At 67.0% G+C, this 19,831-nt stretch carries 21 protein-coding genes and 1 tRNA gene; 21 read left to right on the top strand and 1 reads right to left on the bottom strand.

The features are described 5' to 3' along the window. Nucleotides 1–13: 13 nt before the first annotated feature. The 21 genes from VLG41_RS07615 to VLG41_RS07515 all read left to right on the top strand — a co-directional run bounded on the left by VLG41_RS07615 (nt 14) and on the right by VLG41_RS07515 (nt 18,385). Nucleotides 14–1,003, top strand: a complete 990-nt coding sequence (locus VLG41_RS07615) for an NAD(P)H-quinone oxidoreductase (protein WP_325348810.1) — start codon at nt 14–16, stop codon at nt 1,001–1,003. Between the two features lie 4 nt (nt 1,004–1,007). Next, entirely contained in the window at nt 1,008–1,754 is a 747-nt protein-coding gene (tpiA, locus tag VLG41_RS07610) for a triose-phosphate isomerase (protein ID WP_325348790.1), read from the top strand. A gap of 58 nt (nt 1,755–1,812) precedes the next feature. After that, nucleotides 1,813–2,226, top strand: coding sequence for a preprotein translocase subunit SecG (gene secG / locus VLG41_RS07605; RefSeq protein WP_325348789.1), 414 nt, complete (start codon nt 1,813–1,815; stop codon nt 2,224–2,226). Between the two features lie 154 nt (nt 2,227–2,380). Continuing rightward, a tRNA-Leu gene (locus tag VLG41_RS07600) sits at nt 2,381–2,465 on the top strand. Nucleotides 2,466–2,514: 49 nt separating this feature from the next. Further along, the gene (locus VLG41_RS07595) at nt 2,515–2,874 is read left to right on the top strand and encodes an NADH-quinone oxidoreductase subunit A (protein ID WP_325348788.1); all 360 of its coding nucleotides are present in this window, start codon (nt 2,515–2,517) and stop codon (nt 2,872–2,874) included. Between the two features lie 36 nt (nt 2,875–2,910). Then, nucleotides 2,911–3,390 carry a NuoB/complex I 20 kDa subunit family protein gene (locus tag VLG41_RS07590; protein ID WP_009520160.1) on the top strand — a complete coding sequence of 160 codons (480 nt, stop codon included), beginning with the start codon at nt 2,911–2,913 and terminating at the stop codon, nt 3,388–3,390. Between the two features lie 28 nt (nt 3,391–3,418). After that, nucleotides 3,419–4,039: an NADH-quinone oxidoreductase subunit C gene (locus VLG41_RS07585; protein ID WP_325348787.1), complete on the top strand. Its 621-nt coding sequence runs from the start codon at nt 3,419–3,421 to the stop codon at nt 4,037–4,039. A 19-nt stretch (nt 4,040–4,058) separates the two neighbouring features. Continuing rightward, nucleotides 4,059–5,312 carry an NADH-quinone oxidoreductase subunit D gene (locus tag VLG41_RS07580; RefSeq protein ID WP_325348786.1) on the top strand — a complete coding sequence of 418 codons (1,254 nt, stop codon included), beginning with the start codon at nt 4,059–4,061 and terminating at the stop codon, nt 5,310–5,312. Next, the gene (gene nuoE, locus VLG41_RS07575; RefSeq protein WP_325348785.1) at nt 5,309–5,830 is read left to right on the top strand and encodes an NADH-quinone oxidoreductase subunit NuoE; all 522 of its coding nucleotides are present in this window, start codon (nt 5,309–5,311) and stop codon (nt 5,828–5,830) included. Before VLG41_RS07580 ends, nuoE begins: the two co-directional genes overlap by 4 nt. Beyond that, on the top strand, nt 5,830–7,191 hold the full coding sequence (gene nuoF / locus VLG41_RS07570; protein ID WP_325348784.1) for an NADH-quinone oxidoreductase subunit NuoF: 1,362 nt from the start codon (nt 5,830–5,832) through the stop codon (nt 7,189–7,191). The genes nuoE and nuoF overlap by 1 nt, the downstream gene beginning before the upstream one ends. A 22-nt stretch (nt 7,192–7,213) precedes the next feature. Beyond that, entirely contained in the window at nt 7,214–9,370 is a 2,157-nt protein-coding gene (gene nuoG, locus VLG41_RS07565) for an NADH-quinone oxidoreductase subunit NuoG (RefSeq protein WP_325348783.1), read from the top strand. Beyond that, nucleotides 9,367–10,443 carry an NADH-quinone oxidoreductase subunit NuoH gene (gene nuoH / locus VLG41_RS07560; protein WP_325348782.1) on the top strand — a complete coding sequence of 359 codons (1,077 nt, stop codon included), beginning with the start codon at nt 9,367–9,369 and terminating at the stop codon, nt 10,441–10,443. The genes nuoG and nuoH overlap by 4 nt, the downstream gene beginning before the upstream one ends. A 13-nt stretch (nt 10,444–10,456) precedes the next feature. Further along, a complete protein-coding gene (gene nuoI, locus VLG41_RS07555) occupies nt 10,457–10,969 on the top strand; it encodes an NADH-quinone oxidoreductase subunit NuoI (RefSeq protein ID WP_291021475.1) in 513 nt (170 codons plus the stop codon). Between the two features lie 16 nt (nt 10,970–10,985). Next, the gene (locus VLG41_RS07550; protein WP_325348781.1) at nt 10,986–11,624 is read left to right on the top strand and encodes an NADH-quinone oxidoreductase subunit J; all 639 of its coding nucleotides are present in this window, start codon (nt 10,986–10,988) and stop codon (nt 11,622–11,624) included. Beyond that, complete coding sequence (nuoK, locus tag VLG41_RS07545; RefSeq protein ID WP_325348780.1) at nt 11,621–11,929, top strand: NADH-quinone oxidoreductase subunit NuoK; 309 nt, start codon at nt 11,621–11,623, stop codon at nt 11,927–11,929. Before VLG41_RS07550 ends, nuoK begins: the two co-directional genes overlap by 4 nt. 7 nt (nt 11,930–11,936) lie before the next feature. Then, a complete protein-coding gene (gene nuoL, locus VLG41_RS07540) occupies nt 11,937–13,970 on the top strand; it encodes an NADH-quinone oxidoreductase subunit L (RefSeq protein ID WP_325348779.1) in 2,034 nt (677 codons plus the stop codon). A gap of 21 nt (nt 13,971–13,991) precedes the next feature. Beyond that, nucleotides 13,992–15,467, top strand: a complete 1,476-nt coding sequence (locus VLG41_RS07535; RefSeq protein ID WP_325348778.1) for an NADH-quinone oxidoreductase subunit M — start codon at nt 13,992–13,994, stop codon at nt 15,465–15,467. Between the two features lie 28 nt (nt 15,468–15,495). Next, nucleotides 15,496–16,992 (top strand): NADH-quinone oxidoreductase subunit NuoN, encoded by a 1,497-nt coding sequence (gene nuoN, locus VLG41_RS07530; RefSeq protein ID WP_325348777.1) that lies wholly within the window; start codon nt 15,496–15,498, stop codon nt 16,990–16,992. Nucleotides 16,993–17,041: 49 nt separating this feature from the next. Further along, on the top strand, nt 17,042–17,347 hold the full coding sequence (locus VLG41_RS07525; protein WP_325348776.1) for a DUF2818 family protein: 306 nt from the start codon (nt 17,042–17,044) through the stop codon (nt 17,345–17,347). Then, nucleotides 17,340–17,921: an NUDIX domain-containing protein gene (locus tag VLG41_RS07520; RefSeq protein ID WP_414652462.1), complete on the top strand. Its 582-nt coding sequence runs from the start codon at nt 17,340–17,342 to the stop codon at nt 17,919–17,921. Before VLG41_RS07525 ends, VLG41_RS07520 begins: the two co-directional genes overlap by 8 nt. Continuing rightward, nucleotides 17,918–18,385 carry a DUF1178 family protein gene (locus VLG41_RS07515; RefSeq protein WP_325348775.1) on the top strand — a complete coding sequence of 156 codons (468 nt, stop codon included), beginning with the start codon at nt 17,918–17,920 and terminating at the stop codon, nt 18,383–18,385. Before VLG41_RS07520 ends, VLG41_RS07515 begins: the two co-directional genes overlap by 4 nt. An 8-nt stretch (nt 18,386–18,393) precedes the next feature. Here the strand turns inward: VLG41_RS07515 and VLG41_RS07510 are convergent, their stop codons facing one another. Next, nucleotides 18,394–19,701, bottom strand: coding sequence for a Glu/Leu/Phe/Val dehydrogenase (locus VLG41_RS07510; RefSeq protein WP_325348774.1), 1,308 nt, complete (start codon nt 19,699–19,701; stop codon nt 18,394–18,396). Between the last annotated feature and the right edge of the window lie 130 nt (nt 19,702–19,831).

Genomic DNA, 19,831 nt, shown 5'->3' with positions numbered 1-19,831 from the left:
CGCGATGCCGAGCATGCAAGCGGTCGAGATCAACGGCTTTGGCGCGCCCGAGGTGTTGCGCCTGGCCGAGCGCCCGCGCCCCGAGGCGGGCGCCGGTGAGTTGCTGATCCGCGTCACCGCGTCGGGCGTGAATCGCCCTGATGTGCTGCAGCGCACCGGCAACTACCCGGTGCCGCCGGGGGCGTCCGACATTCCGGGGCTTGAAGTGGCTGGCGTCATCGAAGCCGGTGACGCCGCCGCGCTGGCCGAGGCGGGTCTGAAGGTGGGCGACCGCGTCTGCGCGCTGGTGGCCGGCGGCGGCTACGCCCAGTGGTGCGTCGCGCCGGTGGGTCAGTGCCTGCCCGTGCCCCAGGGGCTGGACGACGTGGCCGCGGCCTCGCTGCCCGAGACCTTCTTCACCGTCTGGAGCAACGTCTTCGACCGCGGCCGCCTGCAGGCCGGTGAAACCCTGCTCGTGCAGGGCGGCACCAGCGGCATCGGCGTCACCGCCATCCAGATCGCCAAGGCCCGTGGCGCCACCGTCATCGCCACGGCGGGCAGCGACGAGAAGTGCGCGGCCTGCAAGGCGCTGGGCGCCGACCACGCGATCAACTACCGAACGCAGGACTTCGTGGCCGCCGTGGCCGACATCACTGGCGGCAAAGGCGTCGACGTGATCCTCGACATGGTCGCGGGCGGCTACGTGGCCCGCGAGGTGGATTGCCTGGCCGAAGACGGCCGCCTGGTCATCATCGCGGTGCAGGGCGGCGTCAAGGCAGAGCTCAACGCCGGCCTGGTGCTGCGCCGCCGCCTCACCATCACCGGCTCCACGCTGCGCCCGCGCCCTGTGGCCTTCAAGGCCGCGATCGCGCGATCGCTCAGGGAACACGTCTGGCCGCTGCTCGAATCGGGCGCGGTCAAGCCCGTCATCCACCAGGTGTTCGCCCCCGCCCAGGCGGCCGAGGCGCACACCCTCATGGAATCCAATCGCCACGTCGGCAAGCTCGTGCTGAAGTGGGCCTGATGTCATGACGACCAAGAAACTCATCGCCGGCAACTGGAAGATGAATGGCGGCCTGGCCGCCAACGAGGCGCTGCTGCGCGCGCTGCTGGCCGGTGTCGGCCAACCCTCGGCCGACGTGGCCGTCTGCGCACCCGCGCCTTACCTCGCTCAACTGCAGGGCTTGCTGGCCGGCAGTCCCATCGACTGGGGCGCGCAGGACATGTCGGCGCACGAGCAAGGCGCCTACACCGGTGAGGTGTCGGCCGCCATGCTCAAGGACTTCGGTTGCCGCTACGCCATCGTGGGCCATTCCGAGCGCCGTCAGTACCACGGTGAGACCGACGCCGTTGTCGCGGCCAAGGCCCAGCGCGCGCTGGCCGCGGGCATCACGCCCATCGTGTGCGTCGGCGAAACCCTGGTCGAGCGCGAGGCCGAGCAGACGGAAGCGGTGGTCAAGCGACAGCTTGCTGCCGTGATCCATGCCGTGGCCCATTGCACCAGCGAAATCGTCGTGGCCTACGAGCCCGTGTGGGCCATCGGCACCGGCAAGACCGCCACGCCCGAGCAGGCGCAGCAAGTGCACGCCGTGCTGCGTGCCCAGCTCGCCGCGGCCACCAGCCACCCCGAGCGCGTGCGCATCCTGTACGGCGGCAGCATGAATGCCGCCAACGCGGCCAGTCTTCTGGCCCAAGCCGACATCGACGGTGGCCTGATCGGTGGCGCGTCCCTCAAGGCGCCCGATTTCCTGCAGATCATTGCCGCCGCCCACTGAACACAGCATCGAACCGATCCCGCCGCAAAGGCTCTGATCGAATCAAACGGAGAACCTGATGAACGTCCTGTTGACCCTTCTGCTCGTGGTGCAGATCCTCTCTGCGCTCGGCATGATCGGCCTGATCCTCATGCAGCACGGCAAGGGCGCCGACGCGGGCGCCGCCTTCGGTGGCGGCGGTGCCGGCTCGGCGAGCCTGTTCGGCGCCTCGGGTGGCGCGAACTTCCTGTCGCGCACCACCGCCGTGCTTGCCGGCGTGTTCCTGGCGTGCACCCTCGGTCTGGCCTACTTCGGCAACCTGCGCACCGCCGCACCGAGTTCGGGCAGCGTGCTCGAGAACGTGCCCGCCGCACCCGCGAGCCCGGTGCAGCAGATCCCTGGCGGGGCCTCGGCGCCCGCCGCGCCTGGCACGGTGCCCGCCCCGTCCAGCACGCCCGCGCCGGCCGGTGCCGGCCAGATCCCGGCACAGTGATGTGACGACCCGCCTTGCGCGGGCCTGACGCCTCGGGGGCACCCATCAAAAAAGGATGGGTCACTCCCCAGATGGGGGAGGCGATTCAGGGTAAACTCTATGGGTTGTCCGCAGTGCTCGATTTCCCTCTTGAGCACGACAACGCAGACCCAAAGCCGACGTGGTGAAATTGGTAGACACGCTATCTTGAGGGGGTAGTGGCGAAAGCTGTGCGAGTTCGAGTCTCGCCGTCGGCACCAGATCGTTGAAGACAAGGCCCGCAGGCCTTGTCAACGGAACCGCCCCACCATGAGCCTTGACCAGTACCTGCCCGTGCTTCTGTTCATCGTCGTGGGCATCGCGGTCGGCATCATTCCCCAGGTCCTCGGCTACATCCTCGGCCCGAACCTGCCGGACGCCGAGAAAAACTCACCCTACGAGTGCGGCTTCGAAGCCTTCGAAGACGCGCGGATGAAGTTTGACGTGCGCTACTACCTCGTGGCCATTCTCTTCATCCTCTTCGACCTCGAAATCGCGTTCCTCATCCCCTGGGCCGTGGCCTTCTCCGACATCGGCATGACCGGCTTCGTCGCCGGTGTGGTGTTCCTGGCCATTCTCACGGTGGGTTTCGCCTACGAATGGAAAAAGGGCGCCCTGGACTGGGAGTGAGTTCACTCCCGCTGCGGGCGCACTTCGGAGCAGCACATGATTGAAGGTGTCTTCAAGGAAGGCTTCGTCACCACCAGCTACGACGCGGTGGTGAACTGGGCCAAGACCGGTTCGCTGTGGCCCATGACCTTCGGTCTGGCCTGCTGCGCGGTGGAGATGATGCACGCGGCCGCCGCGCGCTACGACATCGGGCGCTTCGGCTCCGAGGTGTTTCGCGCCAGCCCCCGCCAGTCCGACCTCATGATCGTGGCCGGCACCCTGTGCAACAAGATGGCGCCGGCCCTGCGCAAGGTCTACGACCAGATGGCCGAGCCGCGCTGGGTGCTCTCCATGGGCTCCTGCGCCAACGGCGGCGGCTACTACCACTACAGCTACTCGGTCGTGCGCGGCTGCGACCGCATCGTGCCGGTCGATGTGTACGTGCCCGGCTGCCCGCCCACGGCCGAGGCGCTGCTGTACGGAATCATCCAGCTGCAGCAGAAGATCCGGCGAACCCAGACCATCGCCCGCGCCTGAGTCGCAGAACCACACCGAGCCCCACGACATGACCGACGCATCCCCCTCCCACCTGGTCGCCCCCGAGACCCTGCAGGCCAGCCTTCAGGATCTGCTCGCCGGCCGCGTGCGCGCGGTCGATCTGGAGCGTGGCGAGGTCACCGTCACGGTCGACACCAGCGCTTATCTGGACGTGATGCAGACCCTGCGCGATGCCCCTCAGGCGAGCTTCGAGCAACTCATCGACCTGTGCGGCATGGACTACTCCTCCTACGGTGATGGCCGCTGGGAAGGTCAGCGCTTCGCGGCCGTGTCGCACCTGCTGTCCGTCAGCCTGAACCAGCGCGTGCGCGTGCGGGTGTTCTGCGCCGACGACGATTTCCCCGTGCTGCCGTCGGTGACCACCCTCTGGAACAGCGCCAACTGGTACGAGCGCGAGGCCTTCGACCTCTACGGCATCGTCTTCGAGGGCCACACCGATCTGCGCCGCATCCTCACCGACTACGGTTTCATCGGACACCCGTTCCGCAAGGACTTCCCGCTCTCGGGCCACGTCGAGATGCGCTACGACGCCGAGCGCCAGCGCGTCATCTACGAACCCGTGACGATCGAGCCGCGCGAGATCACGCCGCGCGTGATTCGCGAGGACAACTACGGCGGCCTGCACTGAAGGCGCGGGGCGAACCGACATGGCAGAGATCAAGAACTACACCCTGAACTTCGGCCCGCAGCACCCGGCCGCGCACGGCGTGCTGCGCCTGGTGCTCGAACTCGACGGCGAGGTCGTGCAGCGCGCCGATCCGCACATCGGCCTGCTGCACCGCGCGACCGAAAAGCTCGCCGAGCACAAGACCTTCATCCAGTCGCTGCCTTACATGGACCGTCTCGACTACGTGTCCATGATGAGCAACGAGCACGCCTACTGCCTGGCCATCGAGAAGCTGCTGGGCATCGACGTGCCGATCCGCGCGCAGTACATCCGCGTGATGTTCTCCGAGATCACGCGCATGCTGAACCACCTCATGTGGCTTGGCTCGCACGGCAACGACTGCGGCAGCTCCACCATCCTCATCTACGCCTTCCGCGAGCGCGAGGACCTGTTCGACATGTACGAGGCGGTGTCTGGCGCGCGCATGCACGCGGCCTACTTCCGCCCGGGTGGTGTCTACCGCGACCTGCCCGACACCATGCCGCAGTACCAGGCGAGCAAGGTGCGCAACCAGCGCGGCGTGGACGAACTCAACAGGAACCGCCAGGGTTCCCTGCTCGATTTCATCGACGACTTCACCCAGCGCTTCCCTGTCTACCTCGACGAGTACCACACGCTGCTCACCGACAACCGCATCTGGAAGCAGCGCACCGTCGGCATCGGCGTGGTGCCGCCCGAGCGCGCGCTCAACCTGGGCATGACCGGCCCCATGCTGCGCGGCTCCGGCATCGCCTGGGATCTGCGCAAGAAGCAGCCGTACGAGGTGTACGACCGCATGGACTTCGACATCCCGGTCGGCAAGACCGGCGACACCTACGACCGCTACCTCGTCCGCATGGAGGAGCTCAAGCAGTCCAACCGCATCATCAAGCAGTGCGTGGACTGGCTGCGCGCCAACCCGGGGCCGGTGATCACCGACAACCACAAGGTGGCGCCCCCCACGCGCGAGGCCATGAAGGCCAACATGGAAGAGCTGATCCACCACTTCAAGCTCTTCACCGAAGGTTTCCACGTGCCCGAGGGCGAGGCCTACGCCGCCGTCGAGCACCCCAAGGGCGAGTTCGGCATCTACCTCGTGAGCGACGGCGCCAACAAGCCCTACCGCCTGAAGATCCGCGCGCCCGGTTTCGCGCACCTCGCCACGCTCGACGAGATGGCGCGTGGCCACATGCTGGCCGACGCGGTCGCCATCATCGGCACCATGGACATCGTTTTCGGGGAGATCGACCGATGAGCACCCCCGTGCCCAGCACCCCTGTGAGCTTCTCCGCCGCGACCATCGCGCGCTTCGACCGCGAGGTCGCCAAGTACCCGGCCGAGCAACGCATCTCGGCCGTCATGGCCTGCCTGGCCATCATCCAGCAGGAACAGGGCTGGGTGAGCACCGAGGCCGAGGCCGCGCTGGCCGCCTACATCGGCGTCGAGCCGATCGCGGTGCACGAGGTCACGACCTTCTACAACATGTACAACCAGCGGCCGGTGGGCAAGTTCAAGCTCAACGTCTGCACCAACCTGCCGTGCCAGTTGCGCGACGGCCAGAAGGCGCTGCACCACCTCGAGAAGAAGCTGGGCATCGAAATGGGCGAAACCACGCCCGATGGCCTGTTCACCCTGCAGCAGAGCGAGTGCCTGGGCGCCTGCGCCGATGCGCCCGTGATGCTGGTGAACGACCGCCACATGTGCAGTTTCATGAGCCACGACAAGCTCGACCAGCTCGTCGATGGCTTGCGCGCCGCGGAGGGCCAAGCCTGATGAACGCCCAACAGATCATTGGCCAGTTCGCCGCCACCGGCGTGCAGACCTGCTTTCATGGCCGCCACATCAGCCCGCAGATCTACGCCGACCTGGACGGCAAGAACTGGTCCCTCAAGGACTACGAGGCGCGCGGCGGCTACCAGGCGCTGCGCAAGATCCTTGGCAAGGACGGCAGCGGTGCCGAAGGCCTCACGCCCGACCAGGTGATCGCCACCGTCAAGGAGTCCGCCTTGCGCGGCCGTGGCGGCGCCGGTTTCCCCAGCGGCCTCAAGTGGAGCTTCATGCCCAGCCAGTTTCCGGGCCAGAAGTACCTCGTCTGCAACTCCGACGAGGGCGAGCCGGGCACCTGCAAGGACCGCGACATCCTCATGTACAACCCGCACATCGTCATCGAAGGCATGGCGATCGCGGCGTACGCCATGGGCATCAGCGTGGGCTACAACTACATCCACGGCGAGATCTTCGAGGTGTACGAACGCTTCGAGGCCGCGCTGGAGGAGGCGAGGGCGGCCGGCCTGCTGGGCGACAACATCCTCGGCTCGGGCTTCAGTTTCCAGCTGCATGGGCACCATGGCTTTGGCGCCTACATCTGCGGCGAGGAAACCGCGCTGCTCGAATCGCTGGAAGGCAAGAAGGGTCAGCCGCGCTTCAAGCCGCCGTTCCCGGCCAGCTTCGGCCTCTACGGCAAGCCCACCACCATCAACAACACCGAGACCTTCGCCGCCGTGCCCTGGATCATCCGCAACGGCGGCCAGGCCTACCTCGAGATCGGCAAGCCCAACAACGGTGGCACCAAGATCTTCTCGGTCAGCGGCGACGTCGAGATGCCCGGCAACTTCGAGATCCCGCTGGGCACGCCCTTCAGCAAGCTGCTCGAACTCGCGGGTGGTGTGCGCAAGGGCCGCCAGCTCAAGGCCGTGATCCCGGGCGGCTCGTCGGCCCCGGTGCTCCCCGCGCACATCATGATGGAGTGCACGATGGACTACGACTCCATCGCCAAGGCCGGCTCCATGCTGGGCTCGGGTGCGGTCATCGTGATGGACGACTCGCGCGACATGGTCGAGTCGCTCAAGCGCCTGTCCTATTTCTACATGCACGAAAGCTGCGGCCAGTGCACGCCCTGCCGCGAGGGCACGGGCTGGCTCTGGCGCATGGTCGACCGCATCGACCGCGGCCTGGGCCGCCCCGAGGACATGCAACTGCTCGACAACGTGGCCGAGAACATCATGGGCCGCACCATCTGCGCGCTCGGCGACGCGGCGGCCATGCCGGTGCGCGCCATGATCAAGCACTTCCGCCACGAGTTCGAGGCCAAGATCGCCGCCGCCCAGACGGGCGCCAACGCGGCCACGGCCTGAAGCGAGGAACACGGACATCCCCATGGTTGAAATCGAACTCGACGGCAAGAAGGTTGAAGTGCCCCCGGGCAGCATGGTCATGCATGCGGCCGAAAAGGCGGGCACCTACATCCCCCACTTCTGCTACCACAAGAAGCTGTCCATCGCGGCCAACTGCCGCATGTGCCTGGTCGACGTGGAGAAGGCGCCCAAGGCCATGCCGGCCTGTGCCACGCCCGTCACGCAGGGCATGATCGTCCGCACCCAGAGCGACAAGGCCGTCAAGGCCCAGAAGTCGGTGATGGAGTTCCTGCTCATCAACCACCCGCTCGACTGCCCCATCTGCGACCAGGGCGGCGAATGCCAGTTGCAGGACCTGGCCGTGGGATACGGCGGCTCCGGTTCGCGCTACCAGGAAGAAAAGCGCGTCGTCTTCCACAAGAACGTGGGCCCGCTCATCTCCATGGAAGAGATGAGTCGCTGCATCCACTGCACGCGCTGCGTGCGCTTCGGACAAGAGATCGCCGGCGTCATGGAGCTCGGCATGAGCCACCGTGGCGAACACGCCGAGATCGAGACCTTCGTGGGCCAGTCGGTGGACTCCGAGCTCTCGGGCAACATGATCGACATCTGCCCGGTCGGCGCGCTCACCAGCAAGCCCTTCCGCTACAGCGCGCGCACCTGGGAACTCTCGCGCCGCAAGAGCGTGAGCCCGCACGATTCGACCGGCGCCAACCTCGTGGTGCAGGTCAAGAACCACCAGGTCATGCGCGTGGTGCCGCTGGAGAACGAGGCGGTCAACGAATGCTGGATCGCCGACCGCGACCGCTTCTCCTACGAAGCGCTCAACGGTCCGGACCGCCTGACCCAGCCCATGCTCAAGCAGGGCGGCGAGTGGAAGACGGTGGATTGGCAGACCGCGCTGGAATACGTGGCCAACGGCCTCAAGCAGGTCAAGGGCGCGCACGGCGCGGGTGCCATCGGCCTGCTGGCCAGCCCGCACGCCACCGTGGAAGAACTGGCGCTGGCCGGCGCGCTGGTGCGCGGCCTGGGCAGCGAGAACATCGACAGCCGCCTGCGCGCGGCCGACGCTGGTGCCGTGGCGCCCAAGGGCCAGGCGCGCTGGCTGGGCCGGCCCATCGCCGAACTCTCCACGCTGCAGCGCGTGCTCGTCGTGGGTTCCAACCTGCGCAAGGACCACCCGCTGTTCGCGCAGCGCATCCGCCAGGCCGTGCGCCGCGGCGCGCAGCTCAGTGCGATCACCGAGAGCGCGCCCGACTGGGCCATCAAGCTCAAGAACCATCTGCTGTCGGACAACCGCGAATGGGCCTCGGCCCTGGCCGGCGTGGCCGCGGCGGTGGCCGCTGAAAAAGGCGTGAGCGCCCCCGTGGCCGCCACGCCCAGCGACGCGCAGCGCGCCGTCGCTGTCTCGCTGCTGGGTGGAGAGCACAAGGCCGTGCTGCTGGGCAACGCCGCCGCGCACCATGCGCAGGCCGCCAGCCTGCTGGCCCTGGCCAACTTCATCGCCGAGCACACGGGCGCCAGCGTGGGCTACCTCACCGAAGCCGCCAATACCGTCGGCGCCCAGCTCGTCGGCGCGGTGCCGGGGCAGGGCGGGCTCGATGCCGGCCGCATGCTCGGTGGCGCACTCAAGGCCGCGCTGCTGCTCAACGTGGAAGCCGAGGACACGGCCGCTGGTCTTCAAGGTCTGCGCGACACCGACATGGTCGTCACCCTGAGCCCCTTCAGGACCAACCTGGACGTGAGCGACGTGCTGCTGCCGATCGCGCCGTTCAGCGAAACCTCGGGCAGCTTCGTGAATGCGGAAGGCCGCCTGCAGAGCTTCCACGCCGTGGTGCGCCCGCTGGGTGATACGCGCCCGGCCTGGAAGGTGCTGCGTGTGCTGGGCAACTTGCTCGAGCTGCAGGGCTTCGACGCCGACTCCTCGCAAGCCGTGCTCGCACGTGCGCTGCCGGGTATCGAGTCGGGCGCCGTGGTCGCGGCCGACCGCCTGAACAACCGGGCGTCTGGCACGAACATCGACACCACGACCGCCAGCGCCGCGCCCTGCGTGGCCAGCATCTACCAGCTCGATCCGCTCGTGCGCCGGTCGACGTCGCTGCAGCTCACCGCTGACGCGCGCCGTGCGCGCGCCGAACAAGGCGCCACCAAGGGCGCTGAGGAAGGGGTGGCAGCGTGATCGACGCGATGTACAACGGCGGCCTCGGCCTCATCAACGCGCCGTGGTGGACGGCGGCGGCCTGGCCCGTGCTCTGGGCCCTCATCAAGATCGTCGCCGTGCTGGCGCCGCTGATGGGTGCGGTGGCCTACCTCACCCTCTGGGAGCGCAAGCTGCTGGGCTGGATGCAGGTGCGCCACGGCCCCAACCGCGTGGGCCCCTTCGGCCTGCTGCAGCCCATCGCGGATGCCTTGAAGCTGCTGACCAAGGAACTGATCCGCCCGAGCGCGGCGGCCAACGGCCTGTTCCGCCTGGGCCCGGTCATGGCCATCATGCCGGCGCTGGCCGCCTGGGTGGCCATTCCCTTCGGCCCCGAGGCCGTGCTGGCCAATGTCAATGCGGGCCTGTTGGTCATCCTCGCCATCACCTCGATCGAGGTCTACGGCGTGATCATCGCGGGCTGGGCCTCCAACTCCAAGTACGCCTTCCTGGGCGCGCTGCGCGCCTCGGCGCAGATGGTGAGCTACGAGATCGCCATCGGCTTCTGCTTCCTGGTGGTGGTGATGACCGCCGGCAGCCTGAACCTGGCCGACATCGTGAGTTCGCAGAGCCGTGGCATGGGCGCGGGCATGGGCCTGGACTTCCTCTCCTGGAACTGGCTGCCGCTGCTGCCCATCTTCGTCGTCTACCTGATCTCGGGCGTGGCCGAAACCAACCGCCACCCCTTCGACGTGGTCGAGGGCGAGGCCGAGATCGTGGCCGGCCACATGGTCGAGTACTCGGGCATGGGCTTCGCCATCTTCTTCCTCGCCGAATACGCCAGCATGTGGCTGGTGTCCATCCTCGGCGTGCTGATGTTCCTCGGCGGCTGGCTGTCGCCCGTGGCCTTCCTCGACTTCATCCCGGGCTGGATCTGGCTGGGCATCAAGACCGTCTTCGTGGTCTCGATCTTCATCTGGATCCGCGCCACCTTCCCGCGCTTCCGCTACGACCAGATCATGCGTCTGGGCTGGAAGATCTTCATCCCCGTCACGCTGGTGTGGCTGCTGCTCGTGGGTGCGCTCATGAAGTCGCCGTGGAACATCTGGCAGTGAGGAGGGCACAACGATGACCACCACGACCGCCGTCGCGCCGTTCAGCTTCCGCGACTTTTTCAAGAGCTTCCTGCTCGTCGAACTGGCCAAGGGCATGGCCCTGACCGGACGCTACGCTTTCCGCCGCAAGGTGACGGTGCAATTCCCTGAGGAAAAGACGCCGCTGTCGCCGCGCTTCCGCGGCCTGCACGCGCTGCGCCGCTACGACAACGGCGAAGAGCGCTGCATCGCCTGCAAGCTCTGCGAGGCGGTGTGTCCCGCGCTGGCCATCACCATCGAGAGCGATGTGCGCAACGACGGCACGCGCCGCACCACGCGCTACGACATCGACCTCACCAAGTGCATCTTCTGCGGCTTCTGCGAAGAAAGCTGCCCGGTCGACTCCATCGTCGAGACGCACATCTTCGAATACCACGGCGAAAAGCGGGGCGACCTGTACTTCACCAAGGAAATGCTGCTGGCGGTGGGCGACCGCTACGAACCCCAGATCGCCGCGGCCAAGGCCGCCGACGCGAAGTACCGCTGAGCCATCCCGAAATCCCATGGACTTCACCACCGGTTTCTTCTACCTCTTCGCGGCGGTGCTGCTGTTCGCGGCCTTTCGCGTGGTCACCTCGCGCAACGCCGTTCACGCGGTGCTCTACCTGATGCTCTCGTTCTCGCAGGCGGCCGCGCTGTGGCTGCTGCTCAAGGCCGAGTTCCTGGGCATCACCCTGGTGCTGGTGTACCTCGGCGCTGTCATGGTGCTGTTCCTGTTCGTGGTGATGATGCTCGACATCAACATCGAGTCGCTGCGCCGCGGCTTCTGGCACCACTTCCCGCTGGCGGCCATCATCGGCCTCGTCGTGGCCGGCGAGTTGATCGCCGTGCTGTGGGCGGGGTTCCCCGCGATCGCCACCAACGCCCCGCCCGTGGCGGCCGGCGTGTCGAACACCAGCGAGCTGGGCAGGCTGCTCTACTCGGCCTACCTCTACCCGATCCAGGTCGCGGGCTTCATCCTGCTCGTGGCCATGGTCGCGGCCATCGCGCTCACGCTGCGCCAGCGCAAGGACAGCAAGGCCATCAACCCGGGCGACCAGGTCCATGTGCGTGCCAGCGACCGCCTGGTGATCGTGCCCATGGCGGCCGCCACGCGGGCGCCGGTGGCTGTGTCGCAAAACACCGAGGAGGGCAAGGCATGAGCCTGTCGCTGGGTCATTTCCTGTCGGTCGGCGCGATCCTGTTCGCCGTCTCCGTCGTCGGCATCTTCCTCAACCGCAAGAACCTGATCGTGCTGCTCATGGCCATCGAGCTCATGTTGCTCGCGGTCAACATGAACTTCGTGGCCTTCTCGCACTACCTGGGCGACCTGCACGGCCAGGTGTTCGTGTTCTTCATCCTCACCGTGGCGGCCGCCGAGTCGGCCATCGGCCTCGCCATCCTCGTGCTGCTGTTCCGCAACAAGTCGTCGATCAGCGTCGAAGAACTCAACACGCTGAAGGGCTGACCGGAACATGAGCAACACGCTATCCGCCTCCACGCTGCTCGCCGTGCCGCTGGCGCCCCTGGTGGGCTCGCTCGTGGCCGGCATCCTGGGCACCGCCTTCGGTGGCAACGTCATCGGCCGGCGCGCCTCGCACGGCGCCACCATCCTGGGCGTGCTGGTCGCGATGATCCTCTCGGTCATCACGCTGGGCGACGTGATCGAGGGCGCGCGCTTCAATGCCACCATCTACGAATGGATGGTCATCGGCGGCCTGAAGATGGAGATCGGCTTCCTGGTCGACGGCCTGACCGCGATGATGATGGTGGTGGTCACCTTCGTCTCGCTCATGGTGCACCTCTACACCATCGGCTACATGGCGGACGACGAGGGCTACAACCGCTTCTTCGCCTACATCTCGCTGTTCACCTTCTCCATGCTCATGCTGGTCATGAGCAACAACCTGCTGCAGCTCTTCTTCGGCTGGGAGGCGGTGGGCCTGGTGTCGTATCTGCTGATCGGCTTCTGGTTCAACAAGCCTTCGGCGATCTTCGCCAACATGAAGGCCTTCCTGGTGAACCGGGTGGGCGACTTCGGCTTCATCCTCGGCATCGGCCTCATCGTGGCCTACACCGGCACGATGAACTACAGCGAGATCTTCGCCAAGGCTGGCGAACTGGGTGGCCTGGGCTTCCCGGGCACCGACTGGATGCTGATCACCGTGATCTGCATCTGCCTGTTCATCGGCGCCATGGGCAAGAGCGCGCAGTTCCCGCTGCACGTGTGGCTGCCCGACTCCATGGAAGGCCCCACGCCGATCTCCGCGCTGATCCACGCCGCCACCATGGTGACGGCCGGTATCTTCATGGTCGCGCGCATGAGCCCGCTCTACGAGTTGTCCGACACGGCGCTCAACTTTGTCATGATCATCGGCGCCATCACGGCGCTGTTCATGGGCTTCCTGGGCATCATCCAGAACGACATCAAGCGCGTGGTCGCGTACTCCACGCTGTCGCAACTGGGCTACATGACGGTGGCGCTCGGTGCCTCGGCCTACTCGGTCGCGGTCTTCCACCTGATGACGCACGCCTTCTTCAAGGCCCTGCTGTTCCTCGCGGCCGGCTCGGTCATCATGGGCTTGCACCACAACCAGGACATCCGTTGGATGGGCGGCGTGCGCAAGTACATGCCCATCACCTGGATCACCTCGCTGCTGGGCACCCTGGCGCTGATCGGAACGCCTCTGTTCTCGGGCTTCTACTCCAAGGACTCGATCATCGAAGCCGTGCACTTCAGCAACCTGCCGGGCGCGCACTTCGCGTACTTCGCGGTGCTGGCCGGCGTGTTCGTCACCTCGTTCTATTCGTTCCGCCTGTACTTCCTGGTCTTCCACGGAAAAGAGCGCTACGACCAGAACCCGGACGCGCACCACCACGACGATCACCACGACGACCATGGCCACCATGGCCATCACGGTGACAACAAGCCGCACGAATCGCCCTGGGTGGTGACCCTGCCCCTGGTGCTGCTGGCCATTCCGTCGGTGATCATCGGTTACCTCACCATCGAGCCCATGGTGTTCGGCGACTTCTTCCGCGACGCCATCACCATCAACAGCGCAGCGCACCCCGCGCTGACGAAGTTCGCCGAGATCTTCCATGGCCCCCTGTCCATGGCGGCCCACGCCTTCAGCACGCCGCCCTTGTACCTGGCCCTGACCGGCTTCGTGAGCGCCTGGTACTGCTACATGGTCAACCCGGCCGTGCCGGCGGCCATCGCGCGCGCGCTGCGCCCCATCGTCGTCATCCTCGAGAACAAGTACTACATGGACTGGTTCAACGAGAACGTGCTGGCCCGCGCCGCGCGCGGCCTGGGCACGGGCCTCTGGAAGGGCGGTGACCGTGGCGTCATCGAGGGCGGCATCGTGAACGCGAGCTGGAAGATCGTCGGCGCCATCGCGGCGGTGGTGCGCCGCGCGCAGACCGGTTACCTCTACCACTACGCGCTGATGATGCTCGTGGGGGTGTTGCTGTTCATGACGTACTTCGTCTGGCTCGCGAAATAAGACAAGAAAGAGAAAGCCATCATGGGTTTGCTGAGCCTTGCCATCTGGACGCCGATCGTCGTGGGCGTCGTGCTGCTCGCGCTGGGGCGTGACGAGCAGGCGGGCATGGTCCGCTGGATCGCGCTCGCGGGCGCGCTCGCCGGCCTGGCCGTGACCGTGCCGCTGTACACCGGCTTCGAGGTCGGCAGCGCGGCCATGCAGTTCGTCGAAAAGAGCCTCTGGATCGAGCGCTTCAACGTGCACTACCACCTGGGTGTGGACGGCATCTCGTTGTGGCTGGTGCTGCTCACGGCGTTCACCACCGTCGTCGTGGTGATCGCCGGTTGGGAAGTGATCACCGAGCGCGTGAACCAGTACATGGGCGCCTTCCTGATCCTCTCGGGCTTCATGATCGGCGTGTTCGCGGCGCAGGACGCGATGCTGTTCTACGTCTTCTTCGAGGCCACGCTGATCCCGATGTATCTGATCATCGGCATCTGGGGCGGCCCCAACAAGATCTACGCGGCCTTCAAGTTCTTCCTGTACACACTGCTGGGCTCGCTGCTCATGCTGGTGGCGCTGATCTACCTGTACGTGCAATCGGGTGGCAGCTTCGCGTTCACCGACTGGTACGCACTGCCCCTGGGTGGCACCGTGCAGTCCCTGCTGTTCTTCGCCTTCTTCGCGGCCTTCGCGGTGAAGGTGCCGATGTGGCCGGTGCACACCTGGCTGCCCGACGTGCACGTCGAGGCGCCCACGGGCGGCTCGGCCGTGCTGGCGGCCATCATGCTCAAGCTGGGCGCCTACGGCTTCCTGCGCTTCTCCCTGCCCATCCTGCCCGACGCCTCGCACGAATGGGCGTGGCTCATGATCGCCTTGTCGCTGATCGCGGTGATCTACGTGGGCCTGGTGGCCATGGTGCAGCAGGACATGAAGAAGCTCGTGGCCTATTCGTCGGTGGCGCACATGGGCTTCGTCACCCTCGGCTTCTTCATCTTCAGTGACCTCGGCATCAGCGGCGGCCTGGTCCAGATGGTCTCGCACGGCTTCGTCTCGGCGGCCATGTTCCTGGCCATCGGCGTGCTGTACGACCGCGTGCACTCGCGCGAGATCGCCGACTACGGCGGCGTGATCAACACCATGCCGCGCTTCGCCGCCTTCGCGCTGCTGTTCACCATGGCCAACGCGGGCCTGCCCGGTACGGCGGGCTTCGTGGGCGAGTGGATGGTGATCATCGCCGCCGTCAAGGCCAACTTCTGGATCGGCCTGCTGGCCGCCACGGCCCTGATCTTTGGCGCGGCCTACTCGCTGTGGATGTTCAAGCGCGTCTACCTGGGCGAGCCGGGCAACGACAACGTGCGCGCGCTCAGCGACATCAATGCGCGCGAGTTCCTGGTGATGGCCCTGCTGGCGTTCGCCGTGCTCGCCATGGGCGTGTACCCCAAGCCCTTCACCGACGTGATGGACCCGGCCGTGGCCGAGCTGCTGCGCCACGTGGCGAACTCCAAGCTGAACTGACAAGAAAAGACCGAGCGAGAACAGCCCCATGATCGACAACCTCAGCTGGGTCGCGGCCTACCCGGAAATCATGCTGGCGGTGATGACCTGCGTCATCGCCCTGGCCGACCTCGCCGTGAAGACGCCGCTGCGCGGCGCCACCTACGCGCTCACGCTGCTCACCCTGGCGGTGGTGGCGGGCCTGCTGGCCATGGCCGGCGCGTCCGGCCGCACCATCGAGGGCTTCGGCGGCATGATCGTGAGCGACCCGATGGGCAACTGGCTCAAGTGCTTCGCCACCATCGCCCTCATGGCCACCCTGATCTATGGCCGCGCCTACGCTGGCGCGCGCGACATGCTGCGCGGCGGTGAACTGTTCAGCCTGAGCCTCTTCGCGCTGCTGGGCATGTTCGTGATGATCTCAGGCCACAACTTCCTGGTCATCTACCTGGGCCTGGAACTGCTCACGCTCTCCAGCTACGCCCTGGTCGCGCTGCGCCGCGACGACATCGCCGCGACCGAGGCGGCCATGAAGTACTTCGTGCTGGGCGCGCTGGCCAGCGGCTTCCTGCTCTACGGGCTGTCCATGGTGTACGGTGCCACGGGCTCGCTCGACATCGGCGAGGTGATGGCCGCCATCGCGGGCGGCGAGACCACGCTCAAGGGGTCGCCGCAGGTGCTGGTGCTGGGCCTGGTGTTCGTGGTTGCCGGCCTGGCCTTCAAGCTCGGCGTGGCGCCGTTCCACATGTGGGTGCCCGACGTCTACCACGGCGCGCCCACGGCGGTCACCCTGCTCATCGGTGGCGCCCCCGAACTGGCCGCCTTCGCCATCGTGATCCGCCTGCTGGTCGAGGGCCTGCTGCCCCTGGCGGTGGACTGGCAGCAGATGCTGGCGGTACTGGCGGTGCTGTCGCTGCTGGTCGGCAACCTCGCGGCCATCGCGCAGACCAACCTCAAGCGCATGCTGGCCTTCTCCACCATCGCCCAGATGGGCTTCCTGCTGCTGGGCCTGCTGGCGGGCGTGGTGCAGGGGGACGGCGCCAACATGGTCAACGCCTACAGCTCCGCGATGTTCTATATCGTGACCTACGTGCTGACCACGCTGGCCACCTTCGGGGTGATCCTGCTGCTGTCGCGCGCAGGCTTCGAATCCGACACCATCCAGGACCTCGCCGGCCTGAACCAGCGCAGCCCGCTGTACGCCGGTGTGATGGCCATCTGCATGTTCTCGCTCGCTGGCGTGCCGCCGCTGGTGGGCTTCTACGCCAAGCTGTCGGTGCTGCAGGCCTTGCTGGCCTCGCCCAGCGGTTTCCATGTGGGCCTGGCGGTGTTCGCGGTGGTGATGTCGCTGATCGGCGCCTTCTACTACCTGCGTCTCGTCAAGGTGATGTACTTCGACGCCCCCAGCCAGACCGCGCCCATCGAGGCCGGCCTGGACGTGCGCTCGGTGCTGTCGGTCAACGGCGCGCTGGTGCTGGTGCTGGGCATCGTGCCGGGCGGCCTGATGGCGCTGTGCGCGCAGGCCGTGGCGTCGCTGTTCGCCTGAGCCCGGGCCACGCGGAACCCCCGCGCGGGCGCCGGCTCCCACCGTCACCATGAATCAAACCGCCTTCGTCTGGCTGGTGCTGGTGGCGGCCCTGGTGGCCGCCAACCTGCCTTTCGTCAACAACCGCTGGCTTGCGCTGATCCCGCGCACCCAGCCCAAGACGCTGTGGATGCGCCTGCTCGAACTCGTGCTGCTGTACTTCGTGGTCGGCGGCCTGGGCCTGGCGCTGGAGCAGCGCGTTGGCCAGATCTATTCGCAGGGCTGGGAGTTCTACGCCACCACGGCGAGCCTGTTCGTCACGCTGGCCTTCCCGGGCTTCGTGTACCGCTACCTCTACAAACGCCGCAGTGGATGACCAGCATCTGACCGAGGTACCGCTCGCGCGCACCGAGTTGTTGCGCGGCCACTTCCTGCACGTGGTGCGCGACACCGTGCGCCTGCCCACGGGTGCCGAGGCCACGCGCGAATTCGTGCTGCACCCCGGTGCGGTGATGGTGATTCCCCTGCTCGACGACGGGCGTGTGGTGCTGGAGCGCCAGTACCGCCACCCCATGCGCTCGGTCATCGTCGAATTCCCTGCCGGCAAGCTCGACGCGGGCGAGGGCAGCCTGGCCTGCGCCCGGCGTGAGCTGCGCGAGGAGACCGGCTACGCGGCCCGGCAGTGGGCCTTCGCGGGTCGCCTCGCGCCCACCATCGCGTACTCCGACGAGGTCATCGACATCTGGTTCGCGCGCGGCCTGAGCCTGGGCGAACGCGCGCTCGACGACGGCGAGGCGCTGGACGTGTTCGCTGCCACGCCCGACGAACTGCAAACCTGGTGCCGAGAGGGCCAGGTCATCGACAGCAAGACCCTGGCGGGCATGCTGTGGCTGCAAAACGTGCTGTCGGGCCAGTGGGTACTGGACTGGCAGGATAATCCCGCGCCATGAAGGTGCTCGATCTGCAATGCGCCCACCAGCACGTGTTCGAAGGCTGGTTCGGCTCCGAGGACGATTTCCACCAGCAGCTGGAACGTGGGCTGGTGAGCTGCCCGCTGTGCGGTGACCAGCGCGTGGAGAAGAAGCTCTCGGCGCCTCGGCTGAACCTGCGCGCGGGCCGCGAGGAGCCGGCCGCCGCCCGGCCCGAAGGCGTCACCCTCAGCAACCACCCGGCGCAGGCCGAACTGGTCGAACTGCAGGGGCGCATGCTCAAGGCCATGCGCGAGATCATGACGAGCACAGAGGACGTGGGCGAGCGCTTTGCCGAGCAGGCCCGCGCCATGCACCACGGCGAGATCGAGCGGCGCAACATCCGCGGCCAGACCAGCGCGGCCGTGGCCCTGGAGCTGTTGGAAGAGGGCGTGGAGGTGATGCCCCTGCCCATGCTGCCAGCCGTGAAAGACACCCTGCAATAGCAGGGTAGTCAGGGGTACAACCCGCGCAGGTCGCGCGCATGCAGGATGCGCTGGCACGCGATGATGAAGGTGGCGGTGCGCAGGCTCACATCGTGGTCTTCCGACACCTGCCACACCGCCGAGAAGGCGTCTTTCATGATCTTCACCAGGCGCGCGTTGATCTCGTCCTCGGTCCAGAAGAAGCTCGAGAAGTCCTGCACCCATTCGAAGTAGCTCACCGTGACGCCGCCCGCGTTGGCGATCACGTCGGGCAGCACCAGCACGCCACGGTCGTGCAGGATGTCGTCGGCCTGCGGGGTGGTGGGGCCGTTGGCGCCTTCGATCACCATGCGGGCCTGGATGCGGCCGGCGTTCTTGTCGGTGATCTGGCCCTCCAGCGCGGCGGGGATGAGGATGTCGCAGGGAATGCCCCAGAAATCCTCATTGGGAATGACCTGGCCACCGCCCTCGAAGCCCGCGACGGAGCCGTGCCGCCCCACGTGGTCGAGCAGGGCGGGCACGTGCAGGCCGGCTTCGTTGTAGATGGTGCCGCCGTGGTCCTGCACAGCCACCACGCGTGCGCCAGCCTCGGCGAACAGCTTGCCTGCCACGCCGCCCACGTTGCCGAAGCCCTGCACGGCCACCCGTGAGCGGCTCACATCCAGGCCGATGCGGCGCGCGGCTTCGACGCCCACCGTGAAGACGCCACGACCGGTGGCCTCGCGCCGGCCCAGCGAGCCACCCAGGTCGACCGGCTTGCCGGTGACCACACCGGTGGCGGTGGCGCCTTCGTTCATGGAGTACGTGTCCATCATCCAGGCCATGACCTGTTCGTTGGTGTTCACGTCGGGTGCGGGGATGTCCTTGCTGGGGCCGATGATGATGCCGATCTCGCTCGTGTAGCGGCGCGTCACGCGCTCCAGCTCACCTCGCGACAGCAGCTTCGGATCGACGCGGATGCCGCCCTTGGCACCGCCGTAGGGCACGTTCACCGCGGCGTTCTTGATGGACATCCAGGCCGACAGGGCCATCACCTCGGACAGCGTCACGTCCTGGTGGAAACGCACGCCGCCCTTGCCGGGGCCGCGGCTGGTGTTGTGCTGCACGCGGTAGCCCTCGAAGTGGGCCACGGTGCCGTTGTCCAGGTGGATGGGCACGTCGACGATGAGGGTTCGCTTGGGGCGCTTGAGGGTGTCGACCCAGCGGCCCAGCTTGCCGAGGTAGGGGGCGACGCGATCGACCTGCTGCAGGTAGATGCCCCAGGGGCCGAGGTGGTTGGGATCGAGGTAGGAGGGCAGCGCCTGGGTGAAGACGCTGGGGGCGGTTTGCGACGACATGGTGGGTCCTTCGAATGGACGTGGCCGCTGGGCGGGCCACGGCGAGTGCACTGTACGCAGCCACCCCGGGCTTGTCCAAGGCGGGCTCCGGATGGCTCCATGCCCGGGCTGCATGGCCCTGGCTGGCGCG

Source organism: Hydrogenophaga sp. (genome assembly GCF_035481345.1).
Taxonomy (GTDB): Bacteria; Pseudomonadota; Gammaproteobacteria; order Burkholderiales; family Burkholderiaceae_C; genus Hydrogenophaga.
Note: the sequence above shows the minus strand (reverse complement) of the source record. Positions and strands in the feature narration are given on the sequence as shown.

What these genes read in the sequence shown, in the direction of transcription:
- VLG41_RS07615 (WP_325348810.1), top strand. Translation starts at nt 14, where the DNA reads ATGCAAGCGGTCGAGATCAACGGCTTTGGCGCGCCCGAGGTGTTGCGC.
- tpiA (WP_325348790.1), top strand. Translation starts at nt 1,008, where the DNA reads ATGACGACCAAGAAACTCATCGCCGGCAACTGGAAGATGAATGGCGGC.
- secG (WP_325348789.1), top strand. Translation starts at nt 1,813, where the DNA reads ATGAACGTCCTGTTGACCCTTCTGCTCGTGGTGCAGATCCTCTCTGCG.
- VLG41_RS07595 (WP_325348788.1), top strand. Translation starts at nt 2,515, where the DNA reads ATGAGCCTTGACCAGTACCTGCCCGTGCTTCTGTTCATCGTCGTGGGC.
- VLG41_RS07590 (WP_009520160.1), top strand. Translation starts at nt 2,911, where the DNA reads ATGATTGAAGGTGTCTTCAAGGAAGGCTTCGTCACCACCAGCTACGAC.
- VLG41_RS07585 (WP_325348787.1), top strand. Translation starts at nt 3,419, where the DNA reads ATGACCGACGCATCCCCCTCCCACCTGGTCGCCCCCGAGACCCTGCAG.
- VLG41_RS07580 (WP_325348786.1), top strand. Translation starts at nt 4,059, where the DNA reads ATGGCAGAGATCAAGAACTACACCCTGAACTTCGGCCCGCAGCACCCG.
- nuoE (WP_325348785.1), top strand. Translation starts at nt 5,309, where the DNA reads ATGAGCACCCCCGTGCCCAGCACCCCTGTGAGCTTCTCCGCCGCGACC.
- nuoF (WP_325348784.1), top strand. Translation starts at nt 5,830, where the DNA reads ATGAACGCCCAACAGATCATTGGCCAGTTCGCCGCCACCGGCGTGCAG.
- nuoG (WP_325348783.1), top strand. Translation starts at nt 7,214, where the DNA reads ATGGTTGAAATCGAACTCGACGGCAAGAAGGTTGAAGTGCCCCCGGGC.
- nuoI (WP_291021475.1), top strand. Translation starts at nt 10,457, where the DNA reads ATGACCACCACGACCGCCGTCGCGCCGTTCAGCTTCCGCGACTTTTTC.
- VLG41_RS07550 (WP_325348781.1), top strand. Translation starts at nt 10,986, where the DNA reads ATGGACTTCACCACCGGTTTCTTCTACCTCTTCGCGGCGGTGCTGCTG.
- nuoK (WP_325348780.1), top strand. Translation starts at nt 11,621, where the DNA reads ATGAGCCTGTCGCTGGGTCATTTCCTGTCGGTCGGCGCGATCCTGTTC.
- nuoL (WP_325348779.1), top strand. Translation starts at nt 11,937, where the DNA reads ATGAGCAACACGCTATCCGCCTCCACGCTGCTCGCCGTGCCGCTGGCG.
- VLG41_RS07535 (WP_325348778.1), top strand. Translation starts at nt 13,992, where the DNA reads ATGGGTTTGCTGAGCCTTGCCATCTGGACGCCGATCGTCGTGGGCGTC.
- nuoN (WP_325348777.1), top strand. Translation starts at nt 15,496, where the DNA reads ATGATCGACAACCTCAGCTGGGTCGCGGCCTACCCGGAAATCATGCTG.
- VLG41_RS07525 (WP_325348776.1), top strand. Translation starts at nt 17,042, where the DNA reads ATGAATCAAACCGCCTTCGTCTGGCTGGTGCTGGTGGCGGCCCTGGTG.
- VLG41_RS07515 (WP_325348775.1), top strand. Translation starts at nt 17,918, where the DNA reads ATGAAGGTGCTCGATCTGCAATGCGCCCACCAGCACGTGTTCGAAGGC.
- VLG41_RS07510 (WP_325348774.1), bottom strand. Translation starts at nt 19,701, where the DNA reads ATGTCGTCGCAAACCGCCCCCAGCGTCTTCACCCAGGCGCTGCCCTCC.